At 63.0% G+C, this 15,421-nt stretch carries 17 protein-coding genes; 1 reads left to right on the top strand and 16 read right to left on the bottom strand.

The window, feature by feature from the left end; genetic code table 11:
- The 5 genes from GCN74_RS24990 to GCN74_RS24970 all read right to left on the bottom strand — a co-directional run.
- Positions 1-262, bottom strand: a 262-nt coding sequence (locus GCN74_RS24990; protein WP_413541561.1) for an anti-sigma factor family protein, incomplete at its 3' end; no start/stop codon positions are given.
- A complete protein-coding gene (locus GCN74_RS24985) occupies positions 259-786 on the bottom strand; it encodes an RNA polymerase sigma factor (protein WP_193317246.1) in 528 nt (175 codons plus the stop codon). The genes GCN74_RS24990 and GCN74_RS24985, both read right to left, overlap by 4 nt.
- An 18-nt stretch (positions 787-804) precedes the next feature.
- Complete coding sequence (locus tag GCN74_RS24980; RefSeq protein ID WP_152259159.1) at positions 805-1,176, bottom strand: hypothetical protein; 372 nt, start codon at positions 1,174-1,176, stop codon at positions 805-807.
- Positions 1,177-1,233: 57 nt separating this feature from the next.
- A complete protein-coding gene (locus GCN74_RS24975; RefSeq protein WP_152259158.1) occupies positions 1,234-2,157 on the bottom strand; it encodes a DNA-3-methyladenine glycosylase family protein in 924 nt (307 codons plus the stop codon).
- A gap of 24 nt (positions 2,158-2,181) precedes the next feature.
- On the bottom strand, positions 2,182-3,231 hold the full coding sequence (locus GCN74_RS24970) for an XdhC family protein (RefSeq protein WP_152259162.1): 1,050 nt from the start codon (positions 3,229-3,231) through the stop codon (positions 2,182-2,184).
- A gap of 100 nt (positions 3,232-3,331) precedes the next feature.
- On the opposite strand from GCN74_RS24970, the gene GCN74_RS28930 reads away from it, so the two are divergent.
- Positions 3,332-3,472 carry a hypothetical protein gene (locus GCN74_RS28930; protein ID WP_193317245.1) on the top strand — a complete coding sequence of 47 codons (141 nt, stop codon included), beginning with the start codon at positions 3,332-3,334 and terminating at the stop codon, positions 3,470-3,472.
- A 125-nt stretch (positions 3,473-3,597) separates the two neighbouring features.
- Here the strand turns inward: GCN74_RS28930 and GCN74_RS24965 are convergent, their stop codons facing one another.
- The 11 genes from GCN74_RS24965 to GCN74_RS24910 form a co-directional block, all read right to left on the bottom strand.
- Complete coding sequence (locus tag GCN74_RS24965) at positions 3,598-4,701, bottom strand: M48 family metallopeptidase (RefSeq protein WP_152259157.1); 1,104 nt, start codon at positions 4,699-4,701, stop codon at positions 3,598-3,600.
- Between the two features lie 137 nt (positions 4,702-4,838).
- Positions 4,839-5,288 (bottom strand): dUTP diphosphatase, encoded by a 450-nt coding sequence (dut, locus tag GCN74_RS24960; RefSeq protein WP_099762451.1) that lies wholly within the window; start codon positions 5,286-5,288, stop codon positions 4,839-4,841.
- A gap of 25 nt (positions 5,289-5,313) precedes the next feature.
- Positions 5,314-6,534, bottom strand: coding sequence for a bifunctional phosphopantothenoylcysteine decarboxylase/phosphopantothenate--cysteine ligase CoaBC (gene coaBC / locus GCN74_RS24955; RefSeq protein ID WP_152259156.1), 1,221 nt, complete (start codon positions 6,532-6,534; stop codon positions 5,314-5,316).
- Positions 6,535-6,551: 17 nt separating this feature from the next.
- Entirely contained in the window at positions 6,552-7,061 is a 510-nt protein-coding gene (gene lspA, locus GCN74_RS24950) for a signal peptidase II (protein ID WP_152259155.1), read from the bottom strand.
- 79 nt (positions 7,062-7,140) lie between these two features.
- A complete protein-coding gene (gene ileS, locus GCN74_RS24945; protein ID WP_152259154.1) occupies positions 7,141-10,041 on the bottom strand; it encodes an isoleucine--tRNA ligase in 2,901 nt (966 codons plus the stop codon).
- A gap of 67 nt (positions 10,042-10,108) precedes the next feature.
- Positions 10,109-11,080: a bifunctional riboflavin kinase/FAD synthetase gene (locus GCN74_RS24940; RefSeq protein ID WP_152259153.1), complete on the bottom strand. Its 972-nt coding sequence runs from the start codon at positions 11,078-11,080 to the stop codon at positions 10,109-10,111.
- A 212-nt stretch (positions 11,081-11,292) separates the two neighbouring features.
- Complete coding sequence (locus GCN74_RS24935) at positions 11,293-12,504, bottom strand: tetratricopeptide repeat protein (RefSeq protein WP_152259152.1); 1,212 nt, start codon at positions 12,502-12,504, stop codon at positions 11,293-11,295.
- A gap of 78 nt (positions 12,505-12,582) precedes the next feature.
- Positions 12,583-13,014: an ExbD/TolR family protein gene (locus GCN74_RS24930; protein ID WP_177886013.1), complete on the bottom strand. Its 432-nt coding sequence runs from the start codon at positions 13,012-13,014 to the stop codon at positions 12,583-12,585.
- A 105-nt stretch (positions 13,015-13,119) separates the two neighbouring features.
- Positions 13,120-13,548, bottom strand: coding sequence for an ExbD/TolR family protein (locus tag GCN74_RS24925; protein WP_071075811.1), 429 nt, complete (start codon positions 13,546-13,548; stop codon positions 13,120-13,122).
- Positions 13,549-13,553: 5 nt separating this feature from the next.
- Positions 13,554-14,474 (bottom strand): MotA/TolQ/ExbB proton channel family protein, encoded by a 921-nt coding sequence (locus GCN74_RS24920; protein WP_193317244.1) that lies wholly within the window; start codon positions 14,472-14,474, stop codon positions 13,554-13,556.
- Between the two features lie 86 nt (positions 14,475-14,560).
- Positions 14,561-15,217: an energy transducer TonB gene (locus GCN74_RS24910; RefSeq protein WP_034785244.1), complete on the bottom strand. Its 657-nt coding sequence runs from the start codon at positions 15,215-15,217 to the stop codon at positions 14,561-14,563.
- Between the last annotated feature and the right edge of the window lie 204 nt (positions 15,218-15,421).

Here is a 15,421-nt window from a genome sequence, read left to right as displayed (position 1 = left end):
CTGCCTGCATGGCGGGGCGGCGCCAGGCGCCGTTCGCGGCCGGCGGGCTTGCCGCCTGCAGCAGCGGCGGCGGCACGGCGTCGTTCAGCACGGGATCGAACAGGGCGCGCAATTGCCGGTTTTGCTCGCGCCAGGCAGCCACCCGGGCGGCGTCCTGCGGATGCGCGTGCAGGTAGGCGTCGACGGCCGCGCGCTCGCCTTCCGGCAGGACGCCGTCGGCCAGGGCGTGCAATTGCGCTTCGCTGATGGCTTGCGTTGTCATTTCACGACTTTCAGGGTGGGTGGGCCGCTGCCCTGGCTGCCGGCAGGGCGGCCATCGAGCAGGGTGCGCAGCTTGTCGCGTCCGCGCGACAGGCGCGACATCACGGTGCCGACGGGGATGTCCAGGGTGGCCGCCACCTGCTCGTACGGCATCTGTTCGAGCGCGACGAGCAGGATGACTTCGCGCTGCCCCAGAGGCAAACGGGCCAGCGCCGCATCCATTTCGCCGATGGCGATGGCTTGTCCCGGCGCGCGCTCGGGCGCGGGCAGCACGGCGTCATCGTCGAGCTCCTGCAGCGCCAGGCCGGGGCGGCGCAGCTGATCCACGTGCAGGTTGTGCATGATGGAAAACAGCCAGGGACGCATGCCGGCGCCCCGCTGCCATTGCTCCAGCCGGCGCCAGGCCCGCTCCACGGTATCCTGCACCAGGTCGTCCGCGTGCACTTCACCGACCAGCGCGCGCGCATAGCGGCGCAGGCCGGGCAGGCACGCTTGCAGCAGGCGGCTGTCGTCAGGCACGGTCATGGCGGCGCGGCGGGCGGCTTAGGGCTTGACGACGTGCCACACGTTCTTGAAGTTGTCGCCGGCCGCGTCGCCCGGCTTCTTGTCTTCCTTGTACAGGTACAGCGGTTTGCCCTTGTAGGTCAGCTGCATGGCGCCGTTGTCTTCGCGCTTGATGCTGCCGTACGGGGCGGCGGGCGATGCTTCGGTGGCGATGACGGCGGGCCAGGCCACCAGGCAGCCGCCGCTGCAGGCGCTCTTGCCGCTGTCGGCGACATCCTTGTCGAACACATACACGGTCATGCCGCTGGCGTTGACCAGCATGCCGTTGGCGGGCATGACGTCGGCGGCAAAGGCCAGCGGGGCGGACAAGGCGGTGAAAAGGACGGCGGCAAAGGTGGTGGTCAGGCGCATGATGGTCTCCTTGAGGGTTATGGGGCTTGCAAGGGATAGACGCCTGCCGCCCGCCGTTTATTCCCCCGCTTGCGGATTATTTTTTTCCGGCGCATGCAGGCTGGCCCACAGGTGGGCGGCGGCCATGGTGCGGTGCGGAGCATACTGGCGCAGCCACTGCTCCGTGCGCGCCATGTCCGGCTTGGCCTCTTCGCCGAGCAGCTTTTGCAGGGCGGCGCGGATGGCCACGTCGCCATGCAGCGAGCAGTCGGCGTAGCCGTAGCCGCGCAGCAGCGCGTAATTGACGGTCCACGGGCCGATGCCTTTTACGGCCAGCAGCGCCTGCGAGATGGCCGCCACGTCGCCGGACGGGGGCAGTTCCAGCGACAGTGCTCCCTCGTCGACCAGGCGCGCCAGGCGCAGCACGGTTTCCGCCTTGGCGCGCGAGAATTTGCGGCTGGTCAGGTCTTCCACGGACAGGCGCGCCACGTCGCGCGCCTCCGGGTAGCACCACAAGCCGCTGCCGTGCCGGCGCCCCGCCTGCACGATGAAGGTGCGGCGCAGGGAAATGGCGAACGACAGGTTGATCTGCTGGCCGATGATGGCCCAGGTCAGCGCCTCGAAAGGGCTGGCCGACTGCACGATGCGCAAACTGGGATTGACGCGGATCAAAGGCGCCAGCAGCGGGTCGCCGGCGGCCAGCAGCGCGAACGGCTGCGGGTCGATGCGCAGGCCGAGGATGTTCAGGAGGGCGCCGTGCAGGGGTGTTTGCAGGCCGGCGAAGCCATCGTCATTGCCGTCGATGTCTGCCTGGCAGATGGCGGCATCGTCCGTGAAGGACACGTCCAGTACGACGGGAACTCCCTGCAGCAGGATGCCTTTGCGCAGGCCTGTCGGCGTGACCTGTTCCGCCACGGCTTGGGTATCCCGGCCGTGGAAGGCGATGACGTCGTCGCGGCGGTAGCCGGCGGGCAGGGGGAGGGTCCAGTGCAGCAGGGTCATGGCGGGCCAAAGTCAGGGAAGGTATCAGGGCGGCGATGCTGGCGCATCCCGTTTCTTGCTGTCTGCCTGGCGCGCGCAGATATCGGTGCCGGGAGGGCTCAGGGCCGCCGCGTGCTGGATCTGCAGCGCGTCGGGCACGCCGTTCTTGACGGCCGTCAGCTCGGCCAGGATGGAAATGGCGATTTCGGCCGGCGTCTTGCTGCCGATGTACAGGCCGATGGGGCCATGCAGGCGCGCCAGCTGTTCCGCGCTGACGTCGAATTGCAGCAGGCGCTCGCGGCGTCTGGCATTGTTGGCGCGAGAGCCGATGGCGCCCACATAAAAGGCCGGCGATTTGAGCGCTTCCATCAAGGCCAGGTCGTCGAGCTTGGGATCGTGCGTGAGGGCGACGACGGCGCTGCGGCTGTCGAGCTTTAATTCCAGCACCAGATCGTCGGGCATGGCATGCAGCAGGGGCACGCCCGGCACGTTCCAGCCGCTGCGGTATTCCTCGCGCGGGTCGCAGACGATGACGTGGTAATCCATGGCCGTGGCAATTTGCGCCACGAAGCGCGACAGCTGGCTGGCGCCGATGATCAGCAAACGCCAGCGGGGGCCATGCTGCGTGGTGAGTACGCCATCTTCCAGGAGCAGCACGGCGCCCGGCACGGCGCGCTGCAGGGTGACGGCGCCGCTGCGCAGGTCGAGGCGGCGCTCGACCAGTTCATGCGCTTCCAGGCGCGCCAGCAGTTCTGCCACGCGGCTGCCCGCATGCAGCGGCTCGATGGCCAGCTCGATGGTGCCGCCGCAGGGCAGGCCGAAGCGGTGCGCCTCGTCGGCGCTGATGCCGTAGCTGACGATTTCCGGCAGCGTGCGCACGATGCCGTGCACGCGGACGGTGTCGATCAGGTCATCTTCGATGCAGCCGCCGGAGACGGAACCGACGACCGTGCCGTCGTCGCAGATGGCCAGGGTGGCGCCCACGGGACGGGGGCTGGAGCCCCAGGTCTTGATGACGGTGACGAGTTCGCAGCGGTGCCCGGCGGCGAGCCAGGCGGCGCTGGTTTTCAGAACTTCAAGGTCGATGCTGTCCATGGCGGGCGCGGGTTGCATGCCGCATGTTTGCGGCAAAGTATGGAATAGTATTCAAGATTGTGGATATACTACCTGTTCCACCACCCTGCGGAGAATTTTCATGTCAAATGAAGTCAAGACGCAAGAAGAGGGTATTCCCAAGTTCGGCAAGCTGCTCGTTGTCCTGTTTCTTGCCGTGGTGTTCTGCGGCGCCCTGACCTGGATCATGGGCACCTATTTCCCGAACTTCCCCGGCACCTGAGCAAGCCTGCTGCGCGTCGCGCTTTGCGGCCTGCGATGCTCACCGTACTGGAGTACGGTTGCGCTTCTTGGCCACAAATCACTGCCGCTCGCGACGGTTTGGTCAGGCGCCTCCCTTTGTCAGGATTAAGGCTTGAGTGGTTTCTTGGCCGCCTGCTTGGCGCGCACGTCGGTGACGGCGCGGTTGATGGCCGCCATGCGCGAGTTGGTGCCCGGGTGCAGGGCCGTGTAGCCGTTGGCCACCGTGGCCGGCACTTGCGTGGCCAGGCGCTGCCAGAAGCTGGCGGCGTTGTCGACGTTGTAGCCGGCGCGCGCCAGCAGGTAGATGGCCAGCGTGTCGGCTTGCACGTCGAGTTCCTGCGGCATGGCCTTGATGCCGGCGGCGCCCGTCAGCATCGATACGTCGGGCTGCACGGCGCCCAGGCTGTCGATGATGCTGCCGGCCGTACCGGCGGAGCGCTGGCTGCGCGCGTGGTCGAGGATGTTGTGCGCCATTTCGCGGGCGATCACGAAGGCGATGCCTTCGTCGTTTTGCGCCGCATTGACCATGCCGCGCGTGAGCATGATGCGCGCGCCGTCCGAATACGCGTTGATATTGTCCGCATTGCCCAGGGCGACGCGGAAGGCGCAGGCGCGCGTGACGGGAATCTTCAGGTCCTGCTGCTGGCCGTCGCGCGCGATGGTCATGTTCAGGCTGGCGCTCTTGGACGCCAGCGGGCCGACGATGGCGCCGAACGGGCCTTCCGCCCTGGGACCGGACGGCAGCGGCTTGCCTTCCGCGGCCACCAGGCCGTCGCCCTTGCGCAAGCCGGCGCGCGCGGCGCCGCTGCCCGGCAGCACGCCGGACACCTGCATCTGTTCGCCGTAGCCGAGCGCCGCCTGCGCCGCGTCGGCGTAGATGCCCGGATACGAGTATTTGTTCTGCGCCGTAAAGCCCAGCAGGTTGCGCGCATACGTCTTGCACAGGTCCGCATTGTTGATCAGCAGGGGCGCCGAGACTTTCGACAGGCGGTCTTGCAGCGCCACCATCTTCACCAGTTCTTCCTGCGCCGCCTTCTGCTGCGCCGTCAGGGCCGGCGCATCGGGCGCCGGCACCACGTTGAACGGGCCGCTGACATGCGTCGCCGGCGTGGTGCAGCCGGCCAGCATGGCCGCGCCGGCCAGCAGGAGGGGAGTGGCCAATCGGCGCAGCGAAGTTGGGGCTGAGATCAGATGGCGAAAACCTGGCATGGACTATTCCTTCTTGTAACGCCTGACAAAACCTGCTGCGCGGCGCGATTTGCGGCCTCCGATGCTCACTGTGCATTCGCACAGCTCCGCTTCTCAGCCACAACTCACATCCGCTCGCTACGGTTTGTCAGTCGCTGTTAATGTTTGCCGGTGCTGCCGAAACCGCCAACACCGCGTTCGCTGTCGCCGAATTCCTCGACGACGTTAAAGCCCACTTGCAGCACCGGCACGATGATGAGCTGCGCCAGGCGTTCCATGGGGTTGAGCGTGAAAGCGCTCTGGCCCCGGTTCCAGGTCGATACCATCAGCTGGCCCTGGTAATCGGAGTCGATCAAGCCTACCAGATTCCCCAATACGATGCCGTTTTTGTGGCCCATGCCGCTGCGCGGCAGGATCATGGCCGCATACGAGGGGTCGCCGATGTGGATGGCCAGGCCCGTGGGAATGAGCACGGTCTGGCCCGCTTCGATGGTGATGGCTTCGTCGATGCAGGCGCGCAGGTCCAGGCCGGCGCTGCCTGGGGTGGCGTAGGCCGGCAGCAGTTCCTGCATGCGGGCGTCGAGGATCTTGATGTCGATATTTTTCATTGAAGCTAAAGCGTATAAAAAAGGGTTATTTGAGCAGTGAATTCCTGGCGAGCCGCTTCGAGATTTCCGAAATCAGCTGGCGCGCCAGGTTCAGTTTCGAGGCGCGCGGCAGTACGGTATGGCCCTCTTCGTCGAACAGGATGATGGTGTTGTCGTCCTGGCCAAAGGTGTTCTGGCCGATATTGCCGACCAGCAATGGAATGCCTTTTTTCTCGCGCTTGGTCGAGCCGAATTCCACCAGGTTTTCCGATTCGGCGGCAAAGCCCACGCAGTACGGATAGCCGGCCAGGTTGGTGCGGGCCGCCACGGTGGCCAGGATGTCGGGATTTTGCACGAACTGCAGTTCGGGCACGGAGCCGTCAGCCTGCTTTTTCATTTTCTGTTCACTGGCGTTGGCCACGCGCCAGTCGGCCACGGCGGCCACGGCGACGAAGACATGCTGGCCGTCGACGTGGGCCAGCACCGCATCATGCATCTGCTGCGCGCTTTGCACATCGATGCGGCGCACGCCGAACGGCGCGTCCAGCGCAGTGGGGCCGGAAATGAGCAGCACCTCGGCGCCCGCTTCGCGCGCCGCGCGCGCCACCGCATAACCCATCTTGCCCGAGGACAGATTGGTGATGCCCCGTACGGGGTCGATGGCCTCGAAAGTGGGGCCGGCCGTGACCAGCACGCGCTTGCCCGCCAGGACTTTCGGCTGGAAGGCGGCGATCAGCTCCGTCAGCAGCTGTTCCGGTTCCAGCATGCGGCCCAGGCCAACTTCGCCGCACGCCTGTTCGCCGGCAGCCGGGCCAAACAGCTTGATGCCGTCGTCGCGCAGCTGCTGCACATTGCGCTGCGTGGCGGGGTTCTGCCACATTTCCACGTTCATGGCGGGCGCCACCAGCAAGGGCAGGTGGGCGGGGCGGGCCAGGCACAGGGTCGACAGCAGGTCGTCGCACACGCCGTGCGCCAGCTTGCGCAGGAAGTCGGCCGAACACGGCGCGATCAAGATCGCGTCCGCATGGCGCGTCAAATCGATATGCGCCATGTTGTTGGCTATGCGCGCATCCCACTGACTCGTGTGCACGGGGTGGCCGGACAGGGCCTGCATCGTCACGGCCGTGATGAAGTGGCTGGCCGCGTCCGTCATCACCACCTGCACCGAGGCGCCGGCCTTTGTCAGCGCGCGGCACAGTTCCGCCGCCTTGTAGCAGGCGACGCCGCCCGAAAGTCCCAGGACGATTTTTTTGCCGGACAATTCCATGCCGTTCTCCCGCTTGTTTATTTGTTTACCCGGCGCAGTTCATCGATGATGAACAGGGCCGCGCCGATGCAGATGGCGCTGTCGGCGATATTGAAAGCGGGGAAATGGCCCCAGCTTTTCCAGTGGAAGTCGAGGAAATCGACCACGTGGCCGTAGATCAGGCGGTCGATGGCATTCCCCAGCGCGCCGCCCAGGATCAGCGACAGGGCCCAGCAGAACATGCGCTGGCCGGCGTGCTTCTTCAGCAGATAGATGATGTAGATGGCCGCGCCCAGGGCGATGGCGGTGAAGAAATAGCGCTGCCAGCCGCCCTGGTCGGACAGGAAGCTGAACGCGGCGCCCTTGTTATACGCGAGCACCAGGTTGAAATACGAGGTGATGACCATCTCCTGCGCATAGCGGAAGGTTTTCAGGATGGTGATCTTGGTGATCTGGTCGAACAGGATGACGATGGCGGCAATGCCCAGCCAGGGCACCAGCGACGCTGAGGACGACGATTTCGATGAAAAACGGTTTTTGGTGGCCATATTTTTCCAGGGAAGATAATGCCGCCGCCTGGCGGCAGGCGGCGGTGGGAAGCGGCGCAGGAACCTGTCCCGCGCTGTTTTATGCGAAGCGGCGAACTTCGCCCTTGCCAAACAGGTTGCTGACGCAGCGGCCGCACAGGGTGGCATGCGCGGCGTCCGTGCCCACGTCGCTGCGGTAGTGCCAGCAGCGCTCGCACTTCGGCGCCGTCGACGCGGCCACGACCACCTCTTCGGCCGCTTCGTCGGCCACTTCGGCCACCGTTGCCTGCGAAGTGATGAAGACGAATTTCAAGTCGTCGCCCAGGGTCGTCAACAGCTTGTACTTCATCGGCGCGGCCTTGATCGTCAGCTCCGCCTGCAGCGAGGAGCCGATGGCGCCCGAGGTGCGCAAGTCTTCCAGCTGCTTCGTCACGTCCGTGCGCACGGCGCGCAGGGCCGTGTATTTCTCCAGCAGGCCGGCCGCGTCCGGGACTTCCGGCAGCTGCCACCAGGTTTGCGTGAAGATGGTTTCATCGCTGGCGGCATACGCTTCCGGTCCGGCGAAGACGGCCCATGCTTCTTCGGCCGTGAACGACAGGGCCGGGGCCATCAGGCGCAGCAGGCTTTGCGTGATGTGCCACAGGGCCGTCTGCGCCGAGCGGCGCGCGTGCGACGTCAGGCCGGAGGTGTACAGGCGGTCCTTCAGGATGTCCAGGTAGAAGCCGCCCAGGTCTTCCGAGCAGTACGTCTGCAGCTTCGACACCACCGGGTGGAATTCGTAGCGCGCGTAGTTGTTCTCGATCTGCTGCTGCAGCGACGCCATGTTGGCCAGCGCATAGCGGTCGATTTCAAACAGTTCGGCCACCGGCACGGCGTCCGTGGCCGGATTGAAGTCCGAGGTGTTCGCCAGCAGGAAGCGCAGGGTGTTGCGGATGCGGCGGTACGATTCCGTCACGCGTTTCAGGATTTCGTCGGAGATCGACAGCTCGCCCGTGTAGTCGGTCGAGGCGATCCACAGGCGCAGGATGTCCGCGCCCAGGGTGTCCGAGATCTTTTGCGGCGCCAGCGTGTTGCCCAGCGACTTGGACATCTTCTTGCCTTCGCCATCGACCGTGAAGCCATGCGTCAGCAGGGCCTTGTACGGCGGACGGCCGTTCAGCATCGACGACACCAGCAGCGACGAGTGGAACCAGCCGCGATGCTGGTCCGAGCCTTCCAGGTACAGGTCGGCCGGGAATTGCAGCTGCGTCGAGTGCGAGCCGTGCGCCTGCGGGCCGCCCAGCACCGTCTGGTGCGTGGCGCCGGAATCGAACCACACGTCCAGGGTGTCCTTGTTCTTCGCGTAGATGGCCGCTTCGTCGCCGATCAGGTCTTTCAGGTCCAGCGCCTGCCAGGCCTCGATGCCGTCTTTTTCGATCAGCTTGGCCACTTGCTCCAGCAATTCCGGCGTGCGCGGATGCAGGTCGCCCGTTTCCTTGTGCACGATGAAGGCCATCGGCACGCCCCACTGGCGCTGGCGCGACAGGGTCCAGTCGGGACGGTTGGCGATCATGCCGTGCAGGCGCGCCTGGCCCCAGTCCGGGAAGAACTCGGTGTCGGCGATGCCTTGCAGTGCCGTCTCGCGCAGGGTCGCGCCGCCGTCCTTCGGCGTCACGTCCATGCCGGCGAACCACTGCGAGGTGGCGCGGTAGATGATCGGCGTCTTATGGCGCCAGCAATGCATGTAGCTGTGGTCGAACATCTTGACTTCGAACAGCGCGCCCGCTTCGCGCAGGGCGGTGCAGATCGGCTTGGACGCTTCCCAGATGGTCATGCCGCCGAACAAGGGCAGGGTGGAGGCGAATTTGCCGTCGCCCATGACGGGCTTGATGATGTCGTCGTCCTTCATGCCGTGCGCCTTGCACGAGATGAAGTCGTCCAGGCCGTAGGCGGGCGCCGAGTGCACCACGCCCGTACCGCTTTCCGTGGTCACGTATTCGGCCAGGTACAAGGGCGACAGGCGGTCGTAGAACGCATCGCTGGCATGCAGCGGGTGGCGGAAGCTGATGCCGGCCAGGGCCGCGCCGTCGCAGGTGGCGATGGTCGTGCCGTCCAGCTTGAAGCGCGCCAGGCTGGCCACGACCAGGTCCTGCGCCAGGATCAGCAGCAGCGGCTGGCCATCGCGCTCGGCTTTCACCAGCGCGTACTTGACTTCCGGGTGCACGTTCAGGGCCTGGTTCGACGGGATGGTCCACGGCGTGGTGGTCCAGATGACGATGAAGCCGTTATCGGTCGGCAGCGATGGCAGGCCGAAGGCGGCCGCCAGTTTTTCCGGCTCGGCGAACTTGAAGCCGACGTCGATGGCGGGATCGCGTTTTTCCGCGTATTCCACTTCCGCCTCGGCCAGCGCCGACTGGCAGTCGAAGCACCAGTTGACGGGCTTCAGGCCGCGGTAGACATAGCCTTTTTCCAGCAGTTTGCCCAGCGCGCGCAGTTCGTCCGCTTCATTGCCGTGCGCCATGGTCAGATACGGGTTGTCCCACTCGCCCAGCACGCCCAGGCGGATGAAGTCTTTTTTCTGGCGCTCGACCTGCACGTTGGCGTAGGCGCGGGCCTTTTCCAGCACTTCGGCCGTCGGCAGGTTCTTGCCGTGCAGTTTTTCGATCTGGATCTCGATCGGCATGCCGTGGCAATCCCAGCCCGGCACGTAGGGCGCGTCGAAGCCGGCCAGCGAGCGCGACTTGACGACCATGTCCTTCAGGATCTTGTTGACGGCGTGGCCCAGGTGGATGTCGCCATTCGCGTACGGCGGGCCGTCATGCAGGATGAATTTCGGCCGGCCGGCGGCCGCCTTGCGCACGCGCTCGTAGATTTTCTTGTCTTGCCATTGCTGTACCCATTGCGGCTCGCGCTTGGCCATGTCGCCGCGCATGGGGAACGGGGTTTCCGTCATGTTGACCGGGTATTTGCTTTCAGGCTTCTTGTTCGGCTTGGGCGTGGCTGGCTTGTTTTGATCGGACATAATCTTCTTTAATGATATTGAATGGTTTGCGGCGGCAGGAGCCGCCAGGCGGCGGAGTTGGCCGGCGTCAAATTCGGTCGGTGGCGGTAATGGCACCGCTGCGCTGTTCGAAATAAGCGCGCGCCTGGTTCGAGTCGCGCTCGATGGCGGCCGTCAGGGTGGGCAGGTCGTCGTACTTTTCTTCGTCGCGCAGCTTTTCCAGAAACTCCACGCGCACCAGCTTGCCGTAGCAGGACTGGGCGAAATCAAACAGATGCACTTCCAGCAAGACGCGGCCGCTGTCGTCGACCGTGGGGCGCACGCCCAGGCTGGCCACGGCGGGCAGCGGCTGCGGCGCCAGGCCGTGCACTTGCACGATGAAGACGCCGGACAGGGCGGGGCGGTGCGCCACGCGCAGGTTCAAGGTGGGGAAACCCAGGGTGCGGCCCAGCTTCTGGCCGTGGATCACATGGCCGGAAATGGCGTATGGATGGCCCAGCAACTGCGTGGCCAGCGGGAAATCGCCGGCGGCCAGGGCCAGGCGCACGGCGGAAGACGAGATGCGCGTGCTGCCATTCATCACCGTCGGCAAGGTTTCCACGTGGAAACCGTACTGGCGGCCCGCTTCCTGCAGCATGGCCACGTCGCCGGCGCGCCGGGCGCCATAGCAGAAATCGTCGCCTACCATCAGCCATTTCACGTGCAAGCCGTCGACGAGGACTTTTTCCGTGAATTCCTGCGGCGTCAAGGCGGCGAACTGGGCGCTGAAGTGCTCGACGACGACGCGGTCGATGCCGGCGTCGTCCAGCGATTGCAGCTTGTCGCGCAGGTTGGCGATGCGTTGCGGCGCTTTCGACAGGTCGCCCGCGCGCTGCGCGAAGAATTCGCGCGGATGCGGTTCGAACGTCATCACGGCCGCTTCAATGCCGAGTTCGGTCGCCGCGCCGCGCACGCGCGCCAGCAAGGCTTGATGGCCGATGTGGACACCGTCAAAATTGCCGATGGTCAGAGCGCAAGGCGCTCGTGCCTGGGCATTGGGAAGTCCGCGGAATACCTTCATAGGAATCTGATGAAAAACTGTGCCAAAAGGGGGATTATACGGACTGTTTCAGGGATGCACACCCGGCAGGGCGGGCGCGGGGCGAATTTCACTGCTGAAATAACAAAAAGCGTTGCCAGCGGGTGAGCTGGCAACGCTTCAGTACTGATTCAAGGTACTCTCGACGTCGAACCCGGGTGCAGCGAGCGGCAGCAGCCTGGGTCCGATGCCGATCACTTGTTCATCAAGGTCCAGTAACGGGCCAGGTCAGCCGCGCCATCCGTGCCCTTGACGGCCTTGAATGCCGTCGTGGCATTGGCTTTCTTGCCAGCGTGAATGTAAGCGATGCCCAGGTGCAGCTTGGCTTCTTCCGCATACTTGGCCGTACCCAGTTTCACGGCATCGTTCATCAAGCCCAGGCCCTTGTCGGCCTGGCCGTCGTAGACCAGAGCAAAGCCCAGCTTGCTCAAGCTGTCGGCGTCCTTGTTCTTCACGTATTCCGCTTCCGACTTGGCGGCGCTGGCTTTCAGGTCAGCCTGGGTTTTCAGGGCCAGGTCTTTCAGGCGCTGGTGACGCGGCGCGTCGGCGCCCGTGCCCAGCACGCCTTTTTTGTAGCCCTGGTCGATGATGCTCAGCGCTTCACCCGGATTGCCCGCTTGCAAGGCCAGCTGGCTGATTTCCATGTATTCGGACGGCTTGGTGAACAGGCCATTGGCCAGGCGCAGGCGCTGTACGTCCAGGCCCAGGCGTTGCGAGAAGCCAGGCTTGCCCGAGACGCGGTTCAGCAGGTCGGCCCAGTAGCTGGTCTTGGGATAGCTGCCAGCCAGTTTTTCCAGGGTGGTCACGTAGCCGGCCTTGTCGTTCTGCTTCAGCTGGATGTTGGCCAGCATTTGCAGGCTCGCTTCCGAGTTGCCGCCGCGCGCTTGCAGTTCTTTCGCTGCTGCCGCGTAGTTGCCGCTCGAATAGTAGGCCTGGATCAGGTAGTCGCGCGTTTGCTGATCGTCCTTGTCTTTCAGGGAGCGGTTGAACCAGGTGATGGCGTTCGGCCAGTCCTTGGCGCGGTAGTACATGCCGGCCAGGCCTTGCGTGAATTTGGGGGATTCGGCGGCGCTCAGGCGGCCGGAATTGATGACGGCTTCAAAGGCCTTGATGGCGGCACCGGTATCGCCGGCGCCGGCAGCGGCCGAAGCGCGTACGCGTTCGATCTGGTAGCTTTCAAAGGCAGTCTTGCCGCCGACGCTGTCAGCTTCGCGCAGCTTGGCCAGCGCTTCCTTGTTTTTGCCGCTGCTAGCGAGTTTTTGCGCTTCTTGCAGTGGCTTGCCCACTTCGGCACGCACGGTGTCCGCGGCGTATGCCAGCGAGCCCAGGCCGATTACGGGAGTTGCTGCGGTAAAACCGATAGCGGCCATGACGAGGCCGAGATGAGCGAGACGAAACTTGGACATAAGAAAGTCTTTCAGTAAAAAGCGAATAGGCAGGAAGTCCTGCCTATTCGGATGTAAAGAGAACCTGATTGTTGCAGCTTACTGGAATTGCTCGTTGCCGACCAGACCGATTTTGGTCACGCCCAGACGCTGCGCCGACGCCATCACACCGGCGACGACTTTGTATTCCACCAGCTTGTTCGGACGCAGATGCACTTCCGGCTGGTCTGCTTGCGCAGCAACGTTGCTCAGCTTGGCTTCCAGCGAAGCGCGGTCAGGAATGACCTGATTGTCCCACAGGATCGTACCGTCAAAATCGACATCGATCGTGACGACCACTGGTTCGGTTGTCGGTGGCGGCGGCGTGCCGACCGGCATGTTCAAGTTCACCGAGTGGTTTTGCTTAGGAATCGTGATGATCAACATGATAATCAGCACCAGCATCACGTCGATGAGGGGCGTCATGTTCAGTTCCATCATTGGTTCCGGATCCGCGCCTGCTGCGCTTCCCGAACCGACATTCATACTCATAGTGTTTCCTTTAAGAAGTCCAACGAAGCACCGGGCGAAACTGCCGCCCGGTCAGCTTCCGGCAGCGGCGTCCCCATGTTGCCGGGACGCCGCTGCCAGTTGCTATCAGCCCTTGTCAGGTGGTTCGGTGATGAAGCCGACCTTCTGGATCCCGGCACGTTGGGTCGTGTAAATAACCCGGCCGATCGATTCGTAGCGTGTTTCTTGGTCGCCACGAACGTGTACTTCCGGCTGCGGTACTTTCACTGCTTCAACTTTAAGATAATCGAACAGTTCGTTCGTGTCTTTCAGTCTGGTCTGGCCCAGGTAGATCTCGCCATCCTTGTTAACAACGATGTTGACGTTCTCTGGTTTGGTTTGCAGGGCTTGATTGGCCTCAATCGGCAGATCGATTTTCTGCAGCTTGAGGACAACCGGACTCGTGATCAAGAAAATGATCAGCAAAACCAACATGATGTCGACGAGCGGCGTCGTGTTGATTTCTGACATTACTTGATCTTCATCTCCGCTGTCGGAGCCGACGGACATCGACATGATTCTTATCCGATCTTTTTAGCGCCGGCAGCACGGCCAGCTTCGCTGGTCGACATTACGCCGGAAACCAGAACCGAGTGAACGTCGGCGCTGAACGAGCGGATGTCTTCCATTGCGGATTTGTTACGACGCACCAGCCAGTTGTAACCCAGAACGGCAGGAACGGCGACCAGCAGACCGAAAGCGGTCATGATCAGTGCTTCACCAACTGGACCTGCAACTTTGTCGATCGATGCGTTACCGGTCATGCCGATAGCGGTCAGCGCGCCGTAAATACCCCAAACGGTACCGAACAGACCGATAAACGGTGCGGTCGAACCAACGGTTGCCAGGAACGACAGGCCATCTTGCAGACGCGATTGGACTTTGTCCGAAGCGCGCTGGATCGACATCGTCACCCAGGTCGACAGGTCGATTTGTTCCAGCAGGGCGCCGTCATGGTGAGCCGTTGCCTTGGTGCCCGATTCAGCGATGAAGCGGAATGGCGAGCCTTCGCTCAGGGTTGCCGAACCAGCAGCGATCGAAGGAGCTTTCCAGAATTTGGAAGCGGCTTCTTTGGCTTGCTTGAAGATCTTCATTTGATCCAGCAGTTTCGTGATGATGATGTACCAGCTGCCGATCGACATGATCGACAGGATGATCAGGGTAGCGCGTGGCACGAAGCCGCCGTCCCATACTGCGGACAGGCCGAACGGGTTGTGCACTTCTTCGGTTTTGGCTGGAGCGGCTGCGTCAGCGGCTGGAGCTGCTGCTGGAGCGGCTGCATCTGCGGCAGCTGGAGCTGGTGCAGCGTCTGCCGCAGGAGCCGAAGCGGCAGCCGATGCTGGCGCGTCAGCGAATGCCGGTGCTGCTACCAGAGCGGTAGTAGCGGTGACGGACAACAGAACCGCGGCAAAAAATGCGGACAAACGGGTATTCTTAAACATGCTTCCTCCAAAATTAAAAATAACAGATCGCTGAACGTAATGACAACGAAATCATGGTGTGAGACAGGGGATAACTGTCTCGGGTTTTAATCCAGCGACCAAACGTATTGCATTTGCTGCCAGCCTTGTTCCGGCTTGCCGTCTACTGTTGCCGGCTTAAATGTACAGCGGCTGATACCTTGCACCGCAGCTTTGTCCAGGTCTCTGAAGCCGCTGGACTTCACGATCTTCGAATCAGCGACCTTGCCGTCTACACCGATCAGGAACGACAGTGTCACCACACCGGTTTCCTCATTGCGCTGCGACGACTTTGGATAAGCCGGTTTTTCGCAGACACTGAAGTCAACCACGGCCGGCGTACGCACCGATTTGGCTGGTCCAGGAGTTGGCGCAGGCTGTGCAGGCGGTGCTGGCGGTGCCAATACATTCGTGGCTGGCTTCACAGCAGTCGTATTTGCAATCACGTTCTGTTGTGGCGGCGGCTGCTGCACGTTCACCTCGACTGGCGGAATGAATGGCGGCGGTGGCGCCTTCATTTCTGGCGGCGGTGGTGGCGGTGGAAGATCCTTCGGTGGAGGCGGTTTGACTTCCTCGATAATCTTGGTTTCAACCGGTTCCATCATTTTGGTAACTAACCGCTTGCCCAAGCCCGTCGCGATCCCGTAAGCCGCGAGAACGTGCAGCAGGACAACGACAGTTATGCCTGTGTAGTTCTTGGGACTTTTCTCGTTCGAAAAATTCATGCCTGCTTTCTCCAAATACCATCTCTTGTCTTGCAACTGAACCCCAAAATGACGACACAAAGCTCCAGCCGTATCCGGGACGTCGCCGAATTATACATACGAATTCTTTATTTTACACAGATTTTTAACGCCTAAAACCGGTTAAATTTTTGGCGCTTTTGCGCCCGGAAAACGTACTTGCTTATGTCATCTTTGCACGCTTTC

This window comes from Janthinobacterium sp. FT14W (assembly GCF_009208755.1).
Lineage (GTDB): Bacteria > Pseudomonadota > Gammaproteobacteria > Burkholderiales > Burkholderiaceae_D > Janthinobacterium > Janthinobacterium violaceinigrum.
Note: the sequence above shows the minus strand (reverse complement) of the source record. Positions and strands in the feature narration are given on the sequence as shown.

Bases quoted from the DNA above. Each gene is read 5' to 3' on its own strand.
- dut (WP_099762451.1), bottom strand. From the start codon at position 5,288: ATGAAAAATATCGACATCAAGATCCTCGACGCCCGCATGCAGGAACTG.
- GCN74_RS24935 (WP_152259152.1), bottom strand. From the start codon at position 12,504: ATGTCCAAGTTTCGTCTCGCTCATCTCGGCCTCGTCATGGCCGCTATC.
- GCN74_RS24970 (WP_152259162.1), bottom strand. From the start codon at position 3,231: ATGGACAGCATCGACCTTGAAGTTCTGAAAACCAGCGCCGCCTGGCTC.
- GCN74_RS24920 (WP_193317244.1), bottom strand. From the start codon at position 14,474: ATGTTTAAGAATACCCGTTTGTCCGCATTTTTTGCCGCGGTTCTGTTG.
- GCN74_RS24985 (WP_193317246.1), bottom strand. From the start codon at position 786: ATGACCGTGCCTGACGACAGCCGCCTGCTGCAAGCGTGCCTGCCCGGC.
- GCN74_RS24930 (WP_177886013.1), bottom strand. From the start codon at position 13,014: ATGAGTATGAATGTCGGTTCGGGAAGCGCAGCAGGCGCGGATCCGGAA.
- GCN74_RS24975 (WP_152259158.1), bottom strand. From the start codon at position 2,157: ATGACCCTGCTGCACTGGACCCTCCCCCTGCCCGCCGGCTACCGCCGC.
- GCN74_RS24925 (WP_071075811.1), bottom strand. From the start codon at position 13,548: ATGTCGATGTCCGTCGGCTCCGACAGCGGAGATGAAGATCAAGTAATG.
- GCN74_RS24965 (WP_152259157.1), bottom strand. From the start codon at position 4,701: ATGCCAGGTTTTCGCCATCTGATCTCAGCCCCAACTTCGCTGCGCCGA.
- GCN74_RS24910 (WP_034785244.1), bottom strand. From the start codon at position 15,217: ATGAATTTTTCGAACGAGAAAAGTCCCAAGAACTACACAGGCATAACT.
- ileS (WP_152259154.1), bottom strand. From the start codon at position 10,041: ATGTCCGATCAAAACAAGCCAGCCACGCCCAAGCCGAACAAGAAGCCT.
- coaBC (WP_152259156.1), bottom strand. From the start codon at position 6,534: ATGGAATTGTCCGGCAAAAAAATCGTCCTGGGACTTTCGGGCGGCGTC.
- GCN74_RS28930 (WP_193317245.1), top strand. From the start codon at position 3,332: ATGTCAAATGAAGTCAAGACGCAAGAAGAGGGTATTCCCAAGTTCGGC.
- GCN74_RS24980 (WP_152259159.1), bottom strand. From the start codon at position 1,176: ATGCGCCTGACCACCACCTTTGCCGCCGTCCTTTTCACCGCCTTGTCC.
- GCN74_RS24940 (WP_152259153.1), bottom strand. From the start codon at position 11,080: ATGAAGGTATTCCGCGGACTTCCCAATGCCCAGGCACGAGCGCCTTGC.
- lspA (WP_152259155.1), bottom strand. From the start codon at position 7,061: ATGGCCACCAAAAACCGTTTTTCATCGAAATCGTCGTCCTCAGCGTCG.